Source organism: Cupriavidus sp. C2SS-8b, assembly GCF_057073745.1.
The window spans coordinates 1,564,372-1,581,879 of sequence record NZ_CP172717.1 but is presented as its reverse complement, the minus strand read 5'-3'; the positions used below and the strand labels follow the sequence as shown (position 1 = coordinate 1,581,879).

The 17,508-nt window shown below is 67.6% G+C and carries 12 protein-coding genes; 5 read left to right on the top strand and 7 right to left on the bottom strand.

The genetic code is table 11. The features are described from left to right. Positions 1 to 19 precede the first annotated feature (19 nt). The 6 genes from ACIGJB_RS24195 to ACIGJB_RS24170 all read right to left on the bottom strand — a co-directional run bounded on the left by ACIGJB_RS24195 (position 20) and on the right by ACIGJB_RS24170 (position 5,769). Entirely contained in the window at positions 20 to 1,006 is a 987-nt protein-coding gene (locus ACIGJB_RS24195) for a tripartite tricarboxylate transporter substrate binding protein (protein WP_483732521.1), read from the bottom strand. A 75-nt stretch (positions 1,007 to 1,081) separates the two neighbouring features. Beyond that, the gene (locus ACIGJB_RS24190) at positions 1,082 to 1,435 is read right to left on the bottom strand and encodes a Zn-ribbon domain-containing OB-fold protein (RefSeq protein ID WP_483732520.1); all 354 of its coding nucleotides are present in this window, start codon (positions 1,433 to 1,435) and stop codon (positions 1,082 to 1,084) included. Further along, positions 1,432 to 2,577, bottom strand: a complete 1,146-nt coding sequence (locus ACIGJB_RS24185) for a thiolase family protein (RefSeq protein WP_483732519.1) — start codon at positions 2,575 to 2,577, stop codon at positions 1,432 to 1,434. The genes ACIGJB_RS24190 and ACIGJB_RS24185 overlap by 4 nt, the downstream gene beginning before the upstream one ends. Position 2,578: 1 nt before the next feature. Continuing rightward, on the bottom strand, positions 2,579 to 3,820 hold the full coding sequence (locus tag ACIGJB_RS24180; RefSeq protein WP_483732518.1) for an ABC transporter substrate-binding protein: 1,242 nt from the start codon (positions 3,818 to 3,820) through the stop codon (positions 2,579 to 2,581). A 67-nt stretch (positions 3,821 to 3,887) separates the two neighbouring features. Then, complete coding sequence (locus ACIGJB_RS24175) at positions 3,888 to 4,949, bottom strand: cyclase family protein (protein WP_483732517.1); 1,062 nt, start codon at positions 4,947 to 4,949, stop codon at positions 3,888 to 3,890. Position 4,950: 1 nt separating this feature from the next. Further along, on the bottom strand, positions 4,951 to 5,769 hold the full coding sequence (locus tag ACIGJB_RS24170; RefSeq protein ID WP_483732516.1) for an IclR family transcriptional regulator: 819 nt from the start codon (positions 5,767 to 5,769) through the stop codon (positions 4,951 to 4,953). A 264-nt stretch (positions 5,770 to 6,033) separates the two neighbouring features. Here ACIGJB_RS24170 and ACIGJB_RS24165 point away from each other — a divergent pair, with 264 nt between their 5' ends. From ACIGJB_RS24165 to ACIGJB_RS24155, 3 genes are all read left to right on the top strand, one after another. Next, the gene (locus ACIGJB_RS24165; RefSeq protein ID WP_483732515.1) at positions 6,034 to 8,145 is read left to right on the top strand and encodes a 3-hydroxyacyl-CoA dehydrogenase NAD-binding domain-containing protein; all 2,112 of its coding nucleotides are present in this window, start codon (positions 6,034 to 6,036) and stop codon (positions 8,143 to 8,145) included. A 72-nt stretch (positions 8,146 to 8,217) separates the two neighbouring features. Beyond that, on the top strand, positions 8,218 to 9,468 hold the full coding sequence (locus ACIGJB_RS24160) for a CaiB/BaiF CoA transferase family protein (protein WP_483732514.1): 1,251 nt from the start codon (positions 8,218 to 8,220) through the stop codon (positions 9,466 to 9,468). Positions 9,469 to 9,590: 122 nt separating this feature from the next. Then, positions 9,591 to 10,568 carry a Bug family tripartite tricarboxylate transporter substrate binding protein gene (locus ACIGJB_RS24155; RefSeq protein ID WP_483732513.1) on the top strand — a complete coding sequence of 326 codons (978 nt, stop codon included), beginning with the start codon at positions 9,591 to 9,593 and terminating at the stop codon, positions 10,566 to 10,568. A gap of 85 nt (positions 10,569 to 10,653) precedes the next feature. Here ACIGJB_RS24155 and ACIGJB_RS24150 read toward each other — a convergent pair whose 3' ends face one another. Further along, positions 10,654 to 12,384: a sigma-54 interaction domain-containing protein gene (locus ACIGJB_RS24150; protein ID WP_483732512.1), complete on the bottom strand. Its 1,731-nt coding sequence runs from the start codon at positions 12,382 to 12,384 to the stop codon at positions 10,654 to 10,656. 183 nt (positions 12,385 to 12,567) lie between these two features. Here ACIGJB_RS24150 and ACIGJB_RS24145 point away from each other — a divergent pair, with 183 nt between their 5' ends. Together ACIGJB_RS24145 and ACIGJB_RS24140 are read left to right on the top strand one after the other, a co-directional pair. Next, a complete protein-coding gene (locus ACIGJB_RS24145) occupies positions 12,568 to 14,115 on the top strand; it encodes an acyl-CoA carboxylase subunit beta (protein ID WP_483732511.1) in 1,548 nt (515 codons plus the stop codon). A 63-nt stretch (positions 14,116 to 14,178) separates the two neighbouring features. After that, on the top strand, positions 14,179 to 17,493 hold the full coding sequence (locus tag ACIGJB_RS24140; protein ID WP_483732510.1) for an acetyl-CoA carboxylase family protein: 3,315 nt from the start codon (positions 14,179 to 14,181) through the stop codon (positions 17,491 to 17,493). Positions 17,494 to 17,508 lie beyond the last annotated feature (15 nt).

Genomic DNA, 17,508 nt, shown 5'->3' with positions numbered 1-17,508 from the left:
GCGTAGGCGTTGAGAGAGGTCAGTCGATGGTGGCGCCAGAGGTCTTCACGACCCCGGCCCACTTGTCGATTTCCCGCCCGATGAAGCGGACGGTGGCCGGAGGATCGGTCCATTCGGCGGCGAAGCCCTGCGTGGCGAAGCGCGCGCGCACCTCCGGATCTTGCAGCACGGCCTTGAGCGCGCCATTGAGCGTGGCGATCACAGCGGGCGGCGTCCCGGCCGGGGCCAGCAGCGCGTTCCATGCGCTGGCCTCGTAGCCGGGCAGGCCGGCCTGCGCGATGGTCGGCGTGTCGGGCGCGGCCGGCGAGCGCGTCGCGCCCGTGATGGCGAGCGCCTTGAGCTTGCCGTCGCGCACGAACGGCATGGCCGACAGCATGGTGTCGAACATCACGGTGGCCTGTCCGCCCATCACGTCGGTCAGCGCGGGCGCGCTGCCCTTGTATGGCACGTGGGTCATGTGGATGCCCGCCATGCTGTTGAACAGTTCCGCGGCGAGATGGGTGGACTGGCCGTTGCCGGAACTGGCAAACGTGACCTGGCCCGGCCGCGCTTTGGCTAGCGCGATCAGCTCGGCCACGTTGCCAGCCGGCGTCGCCGGTGCGGTCACTAGCACCAGCGGGCCACGCGTGAGCAGGCTGACCGGCGCGAAGTCCTTGCGCGTGTCGTAGCCGGGTTTGCTGAACAGCGTCATGTTGATCGCGTGCGCGGTCGTGGCGACCAGCAGCGTATAGCCGTCGGGCGCGGCCTTCGCCACGGCCTCGGCGCCGATATTGCCGCCGGCGCCGGGGCGGTTCTCCACCACGAGCGGCTGGCCGAGCTTTTCGGAAAGCTTCTGACCGACCACGCGGGCAACGATATCGGTCGGCCCGCCCGGCGGATAGGGCACCACCATTCGGATCGGCTTGTTCGGGAACGACTGTGCCTGCGCGGCCGGCAAGGCCGTGGCGGACAGGGCCAGACAGGAAATCAGGGCGAGCGCGTGCCGCCGGGATCGATTCGGTGCCAAGGGATACTCCGGTTGTGGATGCCGGCCGGGACGGACAGGCGCTGCCGGCAAGGCGCCAGAGGCGGCGCTGGTTCGCTACTCGCGCCGGAAACGAAGCAGCGTGCCTTCGCCGAAGCGCAGGAAGCCGGCCTTCACCCGCTCGCCGATCGCTACGCCGGGCTCGGCATGGCCCATCACGCGCGGGCCTTCCTCCAGCGTGGCCAGCACCAGCGTGTAGGGCGCCAGCGCGCGGAACGCTTCATCCGGCGCGCGGCTGATCTCGGTCACGGCATGGACAGTCGCCAGTCCACTGGCATCTCGCCAACGTAGTTGCAGCCCGCCGCAGGCGCGGCACGCATGGCGTTCCAGCGGCTGCCATGCGCCGCAGTCGTCGCAGCACTGGTAGCGCACCATGCCGGCATCGAGGCCCGCTGTGTAGGGATGGGTCATGGCATGGCCTCCAGCACCAGGCTGACGTGGGATGACAGCACGCCGCCATCGGCATGGAACAATGCGCGCCGGCGCGTGCCGGCCTGGCGCTCGCCGGCACGGCCGGCGAGCTGGCGCGCGGCTTCGGCCAGGTGCATCAGGCCACCGGCCACGCCCGAGTGCCCGAAGGCCAGCAAGCCGCCGTGCGTATTGAGCGCCAGCGGCCCGCCGCGTCCGAAATCTCCCGCGCGCAGCCGCACATGCGCCTGTCCGCGTTCGGCCAGGCCGAGTTCTTCCAGCAGCATGACCAGCGTGATGGTGAATGAATCGTAGATCGCCAGGTAGTCGATGCTGTCCACGCCGCCGCCGGCCTCGGCAAACGCGCGCCGCGCGGCGTCGGCGGCGCCGGTCTGCATGATATTGTCGATGGCGCTCAGATGCTGGTGCCGGTGCGCCTGGCCCGCGCCCGCGATGCGCACTGGCGTGCCGGCTCCGGGCTCGGCGGAAACAACCACGGCAACCGCACCATCGGAGATCGGGCAGCAATCCGACAGCCGCAGCGGCGTGGCGATCGCACGCGCTGCACGTGCGTCGGCCAGCGACAGCGGTTCGCGCAAATGCGCATCCGGGTGGCTTGCGGCGTGTTCGCGCATCAGCACGGCAAAGCCCGACAGCGCATCGGCATCCATGCCGACTTCGTGCGGGTAGCGCGAGGCCAGCAACGCGTAGTAGGCCGGCACCGAAGCGCCGTTGGGCACCTCGACATGCGGTTCGCCGACCTGCGCCAGCGTCTGGATCGACTGATCGCGGCTCTGGCCGCTGAGGCGATTCTCGCCGGCCACGACGAGCACGTGGCGGCAGCGGCCGGCGCGCACCAGCTCATGCGCGAGCATCGCCATCACGCCGCCGGTGGCGCCGCCCGCGGCCACGCCGTGCGCATAGGCTGGCGTGAGCGAGGCGTACTCGCAGAAGCGGTCGGCCAGCATCAGGTGCGGCAGCGTGGTGGCGTAACCGCACAGCACGCCGTCGATGTCCGCGCGTGCCAGCCCGCTGTCGGCCAGCGCGGCATCGGCGGCCTGCGCCATCAGGGTCAGCGGCGTGCTGCCCTCAAGGCGGCCGAAGCGCGTATTGCCGGTGCCGCGTATGTAGCTTTTGCTCGCCATATCAACGCTTGAGCAGCGGGCATTGCGACTTCGACACCGGCATGAAGGCCTGGTCGCCCGGCACCGTCGCCAGCACCTTGTAGTAGTCCCACGGATACTTGGACTCGGCCGGGCTCTTCACCTCGAACAGGTACATGTCGTGGATCATGCGGCCGTCTTCGCGGATGCGGCCGTTCTTGGCAAAGAAGTCGTTGATCGGCATGGATTTCATCTTCTTCATGACCGCGGCGGTTTCGTCGGTGCCGGCGGCCTGAACGGCTTTCAGGTAGTGCATGACCGACGAATAAGCGCCCGCCTGGCTCATGTTCGGCATCTTCTTCACCTTCTCGAAGTAGCGCCGCGACCAGGCCCGCGTGGCGTCGTTCATGTCCCAGTAGAAGGCCTCGGTCAGCACCAGCCCGGCCGCCGTCTTCAGGCCGATTGCGTGGATATCGTTGATGTAGAGCAGCAAGCCGGCCATGCGCTGCGCGCCGTTGCGGGTCAGGCCGAATTCCGACGCGGCCTTGATGGCGTTGACGGTGTCGCCGCCAGCATTGGCGAGGCCAACCACCTGGGCCTTGCTGGCCTGTGCCTGCAGGAGATAAGAAGCAAAATCGCTCGCGCCGATAGGGTGGCGCGCGGCGCCCAGCACCTTGCCGCCGGTTTCATTGATCACTGCGGTGGCCGAGTCCTGCAGGGTGTGGCCGAAGGCGTAATCGGCGGTCAGGAAGAACCAGGTCTTGCCGCCGCGCTGGACCATCGCGCGCGCGGTGGTGTTGGCCAGCGCATAGGTGTCGTAGGCGTAATGCACCGACACCGGCGTGCACAGGTCGTTGGTGATGCGCTCGCTGCCCGGGCCGGAGAACACCACGATATGGTTCTTCTGCTTGGCCACATCCAGCACGGCCAGCGCCGGCGCGGAGGCCGCCACGTCGAGGATGGCATCGACATGGCCGGTATCAAACCATTCGCGTGCCTTGTTGGCGGCGATGTCGGCCTTGTTCTGGTGATCGACCACCACCAGTTCGATCTTCTTGCCCAGCACGTTGCCGCCGAAGTCGTCGATGGCCATCTGCGCCGCGGTCGCGCTGCCGCGGCCGGTGACATCGGCGTACAGGCCGCTCATGTCGAGCAGCATGCCGATCTTGACCACGTCGTCGGAGATCGCGGCCTTTGGCTGGGCCTGCGCGCCGCCGCAGGCAAGCGCGGCGGCCACGGCGAGCGTGCCGGCGGCCCTGCGGAACATCGAATGGCGTTGCTTCATGGGGTCTCCCTGGCTTGTCGTGCGCGTCGCGCGCGTCTCGTGTTTCGTACGGTGTCGTGTGATGCGGTCAGACCGTGGCGATGGGCGTTACCGGCGAGCCCACCGCGCCGGGCAGGCGCAGCGGCGGGGCGGTGAGCTGGAAGCGCGTGCGGCCATGGGCGCGCAGCCAGTCGGCTAGTTCGCGCAGATACCACAGCTCGCCCAGCGGCAGGCCCAGCTTGAACAGGCAGTGGTGGTGCAGCGGCAGCAGCGGGTGGTGCTTGTCGCCATCGGGCGCGGGCCGCGCCGGATAGCGCTCGACGGCATAGTTGTCGGCGACCAGCGCGGCAATGCCGGTATCGGTGATCCATTGCAGCAGCTTCTCGTCGCGCCCGTCCAGCGCGCAGCAGCTGTGGTGCAGCACCGCTTCGTCGGGCTCGCGCTGCATCGACAGCACGATTTCGGCAAAGCCGGTGCGCAGCAGCAGCATGTCGCCGGGCTCGACCTCGGCCTTGGCGGCATCCATGGCGTACATCAGGTCGTCGTAGCCGACGTTGCGGAAATCCATGCCGAAGCTATGCGCGAGGTCCACCAGCACGCCGCGGCCCTGCATGCCGCTGACCGCGAAGTTCTCGATGCCCAGCGCCTGCGCGGCGCTGTGGTCGTGGCCGTGGCCGCACGGGTGGGCCGCGAAGTTGTCGTCCTCGGCATAGTCCATTGGGCCGACGATATGCTCGTTGGCGCGAAAGCCGTTGTAGTAGACGCGTTCGGGCCTGCCGTCGCCATCGGCATCGAACAGCGCGCCCACGTGCGCGAGCGAATCCCATTGCGTGCTGTACTGCAGGCACATCAGCACCTGGTCGTCGCTGAGCACGTCGATGGCGGCCGGATCGACCTTCGCCAGCGGAAAGTTCACGTAAGGAATATCGTCGCGGAACGTCGGCCGCAGCACCGGCGCGTGTCGGCGCGGATTGAGCTTGTTGCCGCCCGGGTAGTCGAGCGGCAGCGACAGGCAGAAGCTGCGGCCGGCCTGCACCTCGCGCGCACCCTTCACGACCTGCTCGGGGCCGATCAGGTTGATGCGGCCGAGCTGGTCGTCGGGGCCGAAATCACCCCAGTTGGAACCTTGCGGACGTTGCTTCCAGCGCATGTCATGCCTCCTGTCGGGCGCGTGGCCGGGCGGCCGGCCGTTGTGGTTCGATTGCGGGGACGGTGCTCGCGAGCGGGCGCCAGTGCTGCTGGATGGCATCGGCCTCGCGCCGCAGCGCGCGCGCCATGGCGGCTTCGCGGTCGGTGATCCGTTCATTGAGCGCGGCGATGCTGATGGCGCCAAGCGGATAGCCGTCGGGCCCGGGCAGCGCGATGGCGATGCCGCCCATGCGCTCGACTACCACGTCCAGCAGCACCGCGTAGCCGCGTTCGCGCGTGGCCTCGATATGGCCGAGCAGCATGGGCCGGCTGAAACGCGGATAGCGGCGCATGGCCGGCGCGATGCCGTCGAGCACGGCCTCGATCTCCGCGTCGGGCAGGGCGGCCAGCAGCGCCAGGCTGCCGGCGCCGATGCCCAGCGGCCGGCGGCTGCCGATCTCCAGGTAATTGGCACGGATCGGGAACGTGCCCAACCGCAGTTCGATGCAGACCGATTCGCAGCCGCTGGGCACGGACAGGATGGCACTATCCTGGAAGGCGTTCGCCAGCCGGATCAGCGCTGGCCGGACCAGCGGGCGCAGGTCGGTGCGCTGCACGGTGGTGGCATGCATCGTCAGCCATTCCGGGCCCGGTGTGAATGCCTTGGTGGCAGGGTCGCGTTCCACCAGGCCTTCTGCCACCAGCGTTTCCAGCAGCCGCAGTGCCGATGCCTTGTCGACGCCGGCGGCGTTGGCAAGGTCGGTCAGGCGGCTGTTGCGGGCATCGGTCAGCGCGCGCAGCAGGCGGCAGGCCTTCTGCAGCGAAGTGCTGGGAGTGGTCACGCGGGGTTGTCTCCTTGTCAGGCTTTCATTACGTGAAACCTGTAGGTGCGGTTATAGGCCAATACACAAGGGCCGTCATTCTGCGACGCAGAAAAATTTCGCCGCTTGAAACTCCGGGCTGGTCATCGATGCGACGCGAGGGCGCCACTCCATAGGCAAATGTCCCGGCGTCAAATTGCATTTGACATTTTGTCAATCACCATTGGGATTGTATAGCCAGCTTATCGAGGCAGAATGCTAGGTTGACCTCATTCGGAGACAACCATGACCAACGAAGCATCCGTCGTCCGCGCAGTTCGCCAAGGCGACGTGCTGGTGATCAGCCTCTGCAACCCGCCGGTCAATGCCTTGGGCGTTGCCGTGCGCCAAGGCCTGAAGCAGGCCATCGAGCAGGCGCAGGCCGATGCCGGCGTGCGCGCCGTGCTGGTCGTGGGCGAAGGCAAGACCTTCATCGCCGGGGCTGACATCCGCGAGTTCGGCAAGCCGCCGATGCCGCCGTCGCTGCCCGAGGTTTGCAATCTGATCGAAGCGAGCGGCAAGCTGGTGGTTGCCGCCATCCATGGCCCGGCGCTCGGCGGCGGGCTGGAAGTCGCCATGTCGGCGCACTATCGCCTGGCGCTGCCGGGCGCCAAGCTCGGGCTGCCCGAAGTCAACCTGGGTCTGCTGCCCGGTGCCGGCGGCACGCAGCGCGCGCCGCGCCTGATGGGCGCCAAGGCCGCCGCCGAACTGATGCTCAGCGGCAAGCACCTGTCGGCCAAGGCCGCGCAGGCCGCCGGCCTTGTCGATCGCCTCGCAGAAGGGGAGGATCCCGTGGCTGCCGGCCTGGCCTATGTCAACGAACTTCTCGAGCAGGGTGCCGCGCCGCGCCGCACGCGCGACCTTGCCGTTGCCGACAAGCCTGCCGCGCTGGCTGACCTTGACGCCCTGCAGGCCGAGACCGCGAAGAAGAGCCGCGGCCTGTTCTCGCCGCTGAAGATCATCGAATGCGTGCGCGCCGCCGTGGAACTGCCGTTCGACGAAGGCGTGGCGCGCGAGCGTGCGCTGTTTGTCGAATGCCTGAACAGCCCGCAGCGCGCGGGCCTGGTCCACGCCTTCTTTGCCGAACGCGAAACCGCCAAGGTGCCCGAAGCGCGCGGCGCCGCGCCGCGCGCGCTCAACCGCGTCGCCGTGATCGGCGGCGGCACCATGGGCGCGGGCATCACCGTGGCCGCGCTGGACGCCGGCCTGCCGGTGGTGATGATCGAGCGCGACGCGGAGTCCATCGCGCGCGGCCAGGCCAATGTCGAGAAGGTCTACAACGGCCTGATCGCCAAGGGCCGCATGACCGAGGAAGGCAAGGCCGCGATCCTGTCGCGCTACACGCCCAGCACGTCGTATGAAGCGATTGCCGACGTCGACCTGGTGATCGAAGCCGTGTTCGAGGACATCGAAGTCAAGAAGGCCGTGTTCCAGGAACTGGACCGCGTGTGCAAGCCGGGCGCGGTGCTGGCCACCAATACCTCGTATCTCGATATCGACGCGATTGCGGGCAGCATCTCGCGCCCGCAGGACGTGATCGGCCTGCACTTCTTCAGCCCGGCCAACATCATGAAGCTGCTGGAGATCGTCGTGCCGGCCAAGGTCAGCCCCGACGTGGTGGTGACCGCGTTCGAGCTGGCCAAGCGCATGAAGAAGATTCCGGTGCGCGCGGGCGTGTGCGACGGCTTTATCGGCAACCGCATCCTCGCCGTGTACAAGCAGGCCGCCGACTACATCATGGAAGACGGCGCCAGCCCCTACGAGATCGACGAGGCCGTGCGCGGCTTCGGCTATCCGATGGGGCCGTTCCAGGTGACCGACCTGGCCGGCGGCGATATCGGCTGGGCCACGCGCAAGCGCCGCGCCGCCACGCGCGACCCGAAGGCGCGCTATGTCGAGGTTGCCGACCGCATCTGCGAGCGCGGCTGGTTCGGCCAGAAGACCGGCCGCGGTTTCTACCTCTACCCGCAAGGCGCGCGCGTCGGCCAGGCCGATCCGGAAGTGCTCGCCATCGTCGATGCCGAGCGCCAGAAGAAGGGCATCGTGCCGCGCAAGTTCACGGCCGAGGAAATCATGCGCCGCTATATGGCGGCGATGGTCAACGAAGGCGCCAAGGTGGTGGAAGAGGGCATCGCGCTGCGTCCGCTCGATGTCGACGTGACGTTCCTGTCCGGCTACGGCTTCCCGCGTTTCCGCGGCGGCCCGATGCAGTACGCCGACATGGTCGGCCTGCCGAAGATCCTCGAAGATATCCGGACCTTCGCCAAGGAAGACGCGCTGTTCTGGAAGCCCGCGCCGCTGCTGGAAAAGCTGGTCGCGGAAGGCAAGGATTTCGCCAGCCTGAACCAGGCGCGCTGAACCCTGCGCTGGCCACAGTAGTTCATTGCGACGCGGCCAACCTTGCCACGTCGCAGCCCATGGAGACGAACAATGCAAACGACAACGGAACAATCCCCGGGCATCGACTTCCCGCTGGAGGGAGTGCGTGTGCTGGACCTGTCGCGCGTATTCGCGGGGCCGCTGTGCGGCCAGGTCCTGGCCGACTTCGGCGCCCAGGTGGTCAAGGTCGAACACCCCGGCCGCGGCGACGATACGCGCGACTGGGGCATGCGCATCGGCAAGACCGAGACCACGTACTTCAACAGCATGAACCGCAACAAGCGGTCCATCACGCTGGACCTGCAGAGCAAGGAAGGCGTGCAGATAGTCTATGACCTGCTGCCGCAGTTCGACGTGGTCATCCACAACTTCAAGACCGGCGGCGCCGAGAAGCTGGGCCTGGGCTATGAGCAGCTCAAGGCCATCAAGCCCGAGCTGATCTACTGCGCCGTGTCCGGCTACAACAGCAGCGGCCCCGAGGCGAAGCGTCCCGGCTATGACCTGGTGATCCAGGGCGAGGCCGGCTTGATGGCGCTCAACGGCGAGGCCAACACGCCGCCGCTGAAGTTCGGCGTGGCCGTGGTGGACCTGATGACCGGCATGTATGCCGCGCAGGCGGTGCTGGCCGCGCTGTTCCGCCGCGAACGCAAGGGCAAAGGGCAACTGATCGAGATGGCGCTGTACGACTGCGGCCTGATGGTCACCGGCTACTACGGTCTGGACGCCATGCTGCTGGGCCATGATCCGGCGCGCTACGGCAACGCCCATCCGTCCATCGTGCCTTACGGCATGTTCGAGTCCGCCGATGGTCCGCTGATCATCGCCGTGGGCAACAACAGCCAGTTCGACAAGTTCTGCCGCCAGGTCATCAATCGCCCGGACATCGTCGAGGATCCGCGCTACGCGACCAATGTCGAGCGGGCGAAGAACCGCGAGACGCTGACCCCGCTGATCACCGGCCTGATCCGCAGCTTTGCGCGCGACCTGCTGCTCGAGCGCATGACGGCCTGCGGCATCCCGTGCGGCAAGGTGGCCGGCCTGCATGAAGCCCTGACCAGCGAGCGGACCCGCCAGGGCGGCTTGCTGCGCGAAATGCCGCACCCGGTGGCAGGCAGCACGCATGTCTTCGCGCCGCCGTACCGCATCGACGGCCAGCGTTTGCCGATCCGCAGCGCGCCGCCCACGCTGGGCGAAGGCACGCGCGCCGTGCTGCAGAACCTGCTGCAGCTGAGCGACGCGCAACTGCAGGACCTGCAGGCGCGCGACGTGCTGACGCTGCCGGAAACACCGGGCAACGCCTGATCATTCGGGCCGCGCCGACGTCATGAGCGTCGGCGCGGCCAGGCCTGGCAAGGGGGTCCGATGGAGACCTTGCACTGACTCAAACTGGAAGAATTAAAGTGCGCATTCGAAATTTCACCCGTATGGTTCATTCCCGCCGCCGCGCCATCCTGGCACTGGCCGCAGCGCCGCTGCTGATCAGCAGCGCGTTCGCGCAGGCGTGGCCGGCCAAGCCGATCAAGCTCGTCGTGCCGTTCCCGCCGGGCGGCCCGACCGACACCGCGTCGCGCATCGTCGGCCTGAAGCTGGGCGAGGCCCTCAAGCAGCCCGTGATCGTGGAGAACCGCGCCGGTGCATCGGGTTCCATCGCGGCCGCGCAGGTCGCCAAGAGCCCTGCCGACGGCTACACGTTCATGATGCTGGCCACGCCGACGCTGCTGGCCCCGTACCTGTACAAGAAGGCCGGCTACGACACCACCAAGGACTTCACGCCGGTGGCCACGGTCTATGACCTGCCCATCGTGGTCGTGGTGAATCCCACGCTGCTGCCGAACGTGACGGACCTGTCGAAGCTGATCGCGCAGGCCAAGGCCCAGCCCGGCAAGCTCAACTACACCAGCTCGGGCGCCGGCAGCTTTGGCCACCTGAGCATGGAACTGCTCAAGCAGATGGGCGGCTTCGAGATGCAGCACGTGCCGTACAAGGGCGGCGTGCCTGCGATCAGCGACACCATCGGTGGCCAGGTGCCCATCATGTACGCTGACCTTGTCGCCGCGCTGCCGCACATCCAGGCGGGCAAGCTGCGCGCCATCGCCGTCGGTTCGCCGCAGCGCGTGGCCATGCTGCCGGATGTCAAGACGATCGCCGAGCAGGGCTTCAAGGGCTATGACGCGGTGTCGTGGGGCGGCCTGCTGGCGCCTCCGGGAACGCCGAAGGATATCGTCGACCGCGTCTCGACCGAAGTCGGCAAGATCCTGGCGGACAAGGATGTCCAGGACAAGATGCTGAAGGCCGGCGCCATCGCCAGCTATCAGAATCCGGCGCAGATGGGGCAGCGTATCCGCCAGGATTACGCCAAGTGGGGCAAGGTGATCCGCGAGAAGGGGATTGCGGTGGAGTAAGGGGTGTTGGGGGCGTCATCAACGCCCTCAAAATACCCGCATGTTAGCTCCCCTCTCCCGCTTGCGGGAGAGGGGAGAAACCCATTCACCGCCCCGGCCCGCGCTCCAGGATCTTGTACAGATGCGAGCGCGAGATCCGCAGTTGCTCGGCCGCACGCTTCTTGTTGCCGCCATGGCGCGCAATCGCGTCCACCACAGCCGCATAGGCAAGTTCGCTCATTCCTCCAGCCGTCTCGTTCACCGGCAACGTCGCCGTTGAGGTCGGCACGCTACCCGTGTCAGCGTCTTCATGCGAATACGCGCGCGCCAGCGGATGCACCGCCGCTTCACTCTCCGCACCCACCAGCCCGCGCGCCGCTTCGCCGCGCGCAAAGTCCACGACGCGCAGCGTGCGGCCGTCGCAGAACACCAGCGCTTCCTCGATGCGCTGGCGCAACTGGCGCACGTTGCCGGGCCATGGCTGGCCCGCCAGATGCCGCGCCACATCGAGATCGATCTTCGGCAAAGGCACGCCATTGCGCGAGCAGAATGCGCTCACGAAATGCTGCAGCAACGCGGGAATGTCTTCGCGCCGCTGGCGTAGCGCTGGAATGCGCAGCACCACGCCGCTGAGCCGGTAGTAAAGATCGAGCCGGAATCGCCCCGCATCGATCAGCGCCGGCACATCGCGGTTGGTGGCCGAGATCAGCCGGAAATCGACCCGCTGCGCACGGCGGCTGCCGAGCCGCTCGACCATATGGTCTTCCAGCACGCGCAGCAGCTTGACCTGCATCTCCATCGGGATGTCACCGACCTCATCGAGGAAAACAGTGCCGCCGGCCGCGAGTTCGAGCTTGCCAGCCTGTCCCTGGCGATGGCTTCCGGTGAAGGCGCCGGCCGCGTGGCCGAACAGTTCGGATTCGATCAGCGTGGCGGGCAGCGCCGCCAGGTTGAGGCTGACGAGCGGACGTTCGCTCACCGGTTCGCGTCCCGCACCATGAATGGCGTTTGCTACCAACTCCTTGCCCGTGCCGCTTTCGCCGAGGATCAGCACCGGCACGTCGAGCCGTGCCACGGTCTGGATTTCGCGGCGCAGGCGCTGCATCGGCGCGCTTTCGCCGATCAGGCCCAGCGCTGGCTGGGTGTCGCGCAGGCCATCGAGTTCGCGCTGATAGCGTGCGACCTGCGAGCGCAGTTCCGACAACTCGTCGTGCATGCGGACCATGGCCTCCGGCCCCTTGAACAGGACCTGGCCGATGGCCCCGACCACCTCGCCGTCCTGCCGGATCGGAATGCGGTTGACCACGCGCGTGACGCCGTTCATCTGCTGCAGTTGCCCGATCTCCGCCTTGCCACTCGCCACCACCTGCGGCAGCCGCGAATTCGGGATGACCTTCGCAGCGGGGTGCCCGATGCCTTCACCGGCGTCCAGACCCAGGAACTTCTCGTGTACGGGACTGATGAAGCGCACGAGGCCGTCCCGGTCGGCCACGGTGATGGCCTGGTACGGGTCGGTCAGGAAGTGGTCGAGGATCGCGCTGGCGAAAGGCACCGTGCCAAGGAAGTCGAACAGCACCGCGTGCGTGTCAGCGCGGTGCAGCAGGATCAACTGGTGGGCACCGTCCTCCAGGCACAGGCCGATGTAGCGGTGTTCGCCGGCATCGACCGGAAACAGGCGGCGGCCATGAGCGCGGTCGGAAGCCTGGTCACAGGCGGCTTCGGCGGCATTGGCCGTGGCGGAGTCGGCACAGACCCCGACCGCGGCGATGCGTTCGCCATCTGATCGGCGAACCACGACGCCGAGCGGGGCGGCTGCACCGGTCGTTTGTGTTGCCATTGAGGACACATCAGGTCTCCGTTGGTGTCCTGTATGCGGACACGCTCTGTCGTTATGGCGGACATCATAGACTGTGAGAAAAAAATCCTCCATGAAATCAAAGGGGATCGGAGTGTCTTCAACATGGCACGGCTTGTGCGGTATGAATCCGACACATCATCCGACGACATCCGGAGACACGCCGTGACCTGGCAACCCGAAATCGACGAACTGGCCTACCGGCGGCGCCTTGCCGAGCGCATGGGCGGCGAAGACAAAGTGACGCGCCACCGCGAGGCCGGCAAGTTGACCGTGCGCGAGCGCATCGCGGGCATCGCCGATGAAGGATCGTTCCGCGAAGTCGGCGGCCTCAGCGGCAGCGGCCGCTATGACAGCAACGGCCGGCTGGTGGACCTGGTGCCGTCGAACCTGGTGATGGGCCGCGCGCAGGTCGGCGGACGGCCGGTCGTGCTGGTCGGCGACGACTTCACCGTGCGCGGCGGCGCCAATGACGGCGCGGTCGGCGACAAGCTGATCCACGCCGAGAAGATGGCGCATGACCTGCGCCTGCCGATGATCCGGCTGGTGGACGGTACCGGTGGCGGCGGCTCGGTGCGCAATATCGAGATCAAGGGCCATACGCTGATCCCTACCATGAAGGTGTGGCAGCACGTCGTGGAAAACATGTCCGTAGTGCCGGTGGTGTCGCTGGCGCTTGGATCGGTCGCGGGCATGGGCGCGGCGCGCGTCGCAGCGAGCCACTACTCCGTGATGGTCAGGGAGACCTCGCAGGTCTTCACGGAAGGCCCGCCCGTGGTGGCGCGCATCGGCCAGCAACTCACCAAGAGCGAACTGGGTGGCAGTCATATCCACACGCGCAACGGCGTGGTGGACGACGAAGTCGCCACCGAGCAGGAGGCCTTCGCACAAGCACGCCGCTTCCTGTCCTATCTGCCCGCATCGGTGCATGAACTGCCGCCCCGCACCCCACCCACCGATGATCCCGCGCGCCGCGTCGAGTGGCTGCTTGCGGCCATCCCGCGCGATGGCCGTGCGGTCTACAAGATCCGCCCGATCGTGCAGGCGCTGGTGGACGATGGCTCCTTTTTCGAGACCGGCCGGCAGTGGGGCTGCGCCATCGTGACCGGTCTTGCGCGGCTGGACGGCTGGCCCGTGGCGGTGATCGCCAGCGACCCGTACTTCCATGGCGGCGGCTGGGACAGCGCCACCGCCGAGAAATTCACGCGCTTCGTCGACCTGGCGCAGGCTTTTCATCTGCCCGTGGTCAACCTGGTCGATACCGCCGGCTTCCAGATCGGCCTGGAAGCGGAGCAGGCCGGGACCATACGCCATGGCGTGCGCGCGCTGGCCGCGGTGTACCAGGCGACCGTGCCGTGGTGCTCGGTGATTTTGCGCAGGGCCTACGGCATGTCCGCCGCCGCGCACCAGCATATGGGGCGGTTCAATTGCCGCTACGCCTGGCCTTCGGCCAACTGGGGCGCGATGCCGATCGAAGGCGGCCTTGAAGTCGCCTACAAGGCCGAGATCGAAGGCGCCGACGACCCGGTGCAGAAGCGCGCCGAGATCGAGCAGCGGGTGCGCAGCCTGACCTCGCCGTTCCGCAGCGCGGAGGCCTTCGTTATCGAGGACATCATCGACCCCCGCGAGACCCGTACGCTGCTGTGCGAATTCGCCAATCTGGCCGCGCCGCTGCGCGAAGCCGGCATCAGCCGGTTCGGCATCCGGCCCTGAACAAGATTAAACACCGTTGGACTGGCCGCAGAAGCCAGACCCCATCTGAACAAGGAGACCGAATTGAAGAAGCTGCTGATCGCCAACCGGGGCGAGATTGCCCTGCGCGTCCTGCGCGCCGCACGTGACCTGGAGATCGCCACCGTCGCGGTGTATTCACAGGACGATGCCAGCGCGCGGCACCGCATGCTGGCCGACGAGGCGATTGCCCTCGACGGCTCGGGGCCGGCCGCGTACATCGACATTGCGGGCATCATCGCCGCGGCGAAGGCTTCCGGTAGCGACGCGATTCATCCGGGCTACGGCTTTCTCAGCGAGCGAGCGGACTTCGCGCAGGCATGCATCGACGCCGGCATCACCTTTGTCGGGCCGACCATCGAGCAGCTTGCCCTATTCGGCGACAAGGGCCGGGCGCTTGAACTGGCGATGGACAGCGATGTCCCCGTAATGCCCGCGACGCGCGGCAGTGCATCGCTTGAAGAGATCACCAGCTTCTTCGACGCGCAGGGCGACGCCGGCGTGGTCATCAAGGCGGTAGGCGGCGGCGGTGGCCGCGGCATGCGCGTGGTGCGGCGGCGCGAGGACCTGGCCGAAGCCTATGCACGCTGCCGGTCCGAGGCGGCCTCCGCGTTCGGTGTCGATGCGCTCTATGCCGAGCGGCTGGTCAGCCGCGCGCGCCATATCGAAGTGCAGATTGCCGGCGACGGTGCCCATGTCATCGCGCTGGGCGAGCGCGACTGCACCTTGCAACGACGCTTCCAGAAGCTCGTGGAGATCGCGCCAAGCCCTGTCCTGCGGCCGCAATTGCGCGAGGCCATCATCAAGGCTGCGCTGCGGCTCGCACGCCGCGTGAACTACCGCAGCCTGGGCACCTTCGAGTTCCTGGTCGAGGAAACCGCATCGGGCGAGCAGAAGGACTTTGTCTTCATCGAGGCCAATCCGCGCCTGCAAGTCGAGCATACGATCACAGAGCAGGTCACGGGCGTGGATCTCGTAGCGCTGCAGATCGGGCTGGCTGCGGGGCGCACGCTCGGCGAACTGGGCCTGGATGCCGCCGCGCCGCCGCAGCCGAAGGGCTATGCCATCCAGGTCCGCGTCAACGCGGAAATCACCGATGCACAGGGCCTGGCGCGGCCAGCGTATGGCCGGCTGGAACGCTTCGACCCGCCTTCCGGTCCCGACGTGCGTGTCGATTCGCATGGCTACACCGGCTACGAGCCGTCGCCCAACTTTGATACCCTGCTAGCCAAGCTGATCGTGACCAGCGCGGCCCCGAAGTTCGATGCCGCAGTACGACGCCTGCAGCGCAGCCTGGCAGAGTTCCGCATTGTCGGCGTGCCGACCAATATCGACCTGTTGCGCGCACTGGTGCAGCGCGATGACTTCCTCGCGCAAGACGTGCATACGCGGCACTTCGAAGCGATCTTGCCGGAACTGGCGGCATCGGCCGCGGCCATCGCGGACGCCGGGCGTGCGCAGGAGGCGATGCTTGGCGGCGCAGCGCGCCCATCGTCGCACACGCCCCGAGCATCGGAGCCCGAGGAAGAACTGGAAGATGGGCTGGTCGCGATCCGCGCGCCGTTGACCGGCCGCGTGGTGGAGATCTCCGTCGCAATCGATGAGATCGTCAAGCCCGGCCAGACCGTGGCCGTGCTCGATGCCATGAAGATGGAGCACGCGATTGCGGCCGAGTGCGGCGGACGCGTGGTCGACCTGCGGCTGGAGAACGGCGCGCTCGCGTCGGAAGCCCAGATCCTGATCGTGCTGGAACAGGTTGAAGCCGATGGCGTCTCCGTTGTAGCGGCGCAGAAGGTCGATCCGCACGCGATCCGCGCGGACCTGCAGCGCGTGCTGGACCGGCATGCCATCCTCGAAGACGCGGCGCGGCCCGACGCTGTGGCCCGTCGCCGCTCGCGCGGCCAGCGCACCGCCCGCGAGAACGTGGCCGACCTGTGCGATGCGGATTCCTTCGTGGAATACGGCGCGCTGGCGCTGGCGGCGCAATCGTCGCGCCGCACCAGAGAAGACCTGATCGCCAACACGCCCGCTGACGGCCTGATCACCGGCATTGGCAATATCAACGGCAGCCTCGTCGGCACGGACCGCGCGCGCAGCGCAGTGATGGCCTACGACGCAACGGTGCTCGCCGGCACGCAGGGCAAGCGCAATCACATCAAGACCGACCGCATCGTCGAGGTCGCGCTGCGCGATGAACTGCCGCTCGTGCTGTTTGCCGAAGGCGGTGGCGGCCGGCCTGGCGACGTGGATTTCCCCTCGGTGTCCGGCCTCTACCAGCCGTCGTTCTCCGCGTTCGCGGAGCTGAGCGGCGAGGTGCCGGTGGTCGGCATCGTGTCTGGCCGCTGCTTCGCGGGCAATGCCGCGTTCCTCGGCTGCTGCGATGTGATCATTGCCGACAAGTCCGCGAACATCGGCATGGCGGGGCCTGCGATGATCGAAGGCGGTGGTCTCGGCATCTTCCGCCCCGAGGAGGTTGGCCCCGCGTCCGTGCAATTCGCCAATGGCGTGATCGACGTGCTGGTCGAGAACGAGGCCGAAGCCGTGCAGGTCGCCAGGCACTACCTGTCGATGTTCCAGGGGCGCATCGAACACTGGAGCGCGCCGGACCCGCTGGCGCTGCGCCATGTCGTGCCCGAGAACCGCCTGCGCGTGTACGACACGCGCAAGGCCATCGAGGGCATTGCCGATGCGGGCAGTGTGCTGATGCTGCGCGGCGGCTTCGGCGCCGGCATCCACACGGCGCTGGCGCGCGTGGAAGGGCGGCCTGTGGGCATCATGGCCAACAACCCCTATCACCTTGGCGGTGCTATCGACGCCGATGCTGCCGACAAGGCGTCGCGCTTCATGCAGCTGTGCGATGCGCATGGGCTGCCGATCATCTCGCTGGTCGACACCCCGGGATTCATGGTCGGCCCCGAGTGCGAGGCGCGTGCGCAGGTGCGCCATGTATCGCGCATGTTCCTGACGGCTGCCAAGCTGCGCGTCGCGCTGCTGGCGGTGACCCTGCGCAAGGGCTATGGCCTGGGCGCGATGGCCATGGCCGGCGGTGGCTTCCGCTCGGCGAACTTCACCGTGTCGTGGCCCACTGGCGAGTTCGGCCCGATGGGTCTGGAAGGTGCCGTCCGGCTTGGCTTCAAGAAGGAGCTGGAGGCGGTGCCGGACGGCCCCGAACGCAAGGCGCTGTTCGAGCAGCTGGTCGCGCAGTCGTACGAGCGCGGCCACGCGATCAACACGGCTGCGGCGGTGGAGATCGATGCCGTGATCGACCCGGCCCAGACGCGCAAGTGGATCGCGCAGGGCATTGCGTCGGCCGAGGTGCGCAGCCGCCGCGAACGCCGCGGGTTCGTCGACGCGTGGTAAGCGCGATGGCAGCGG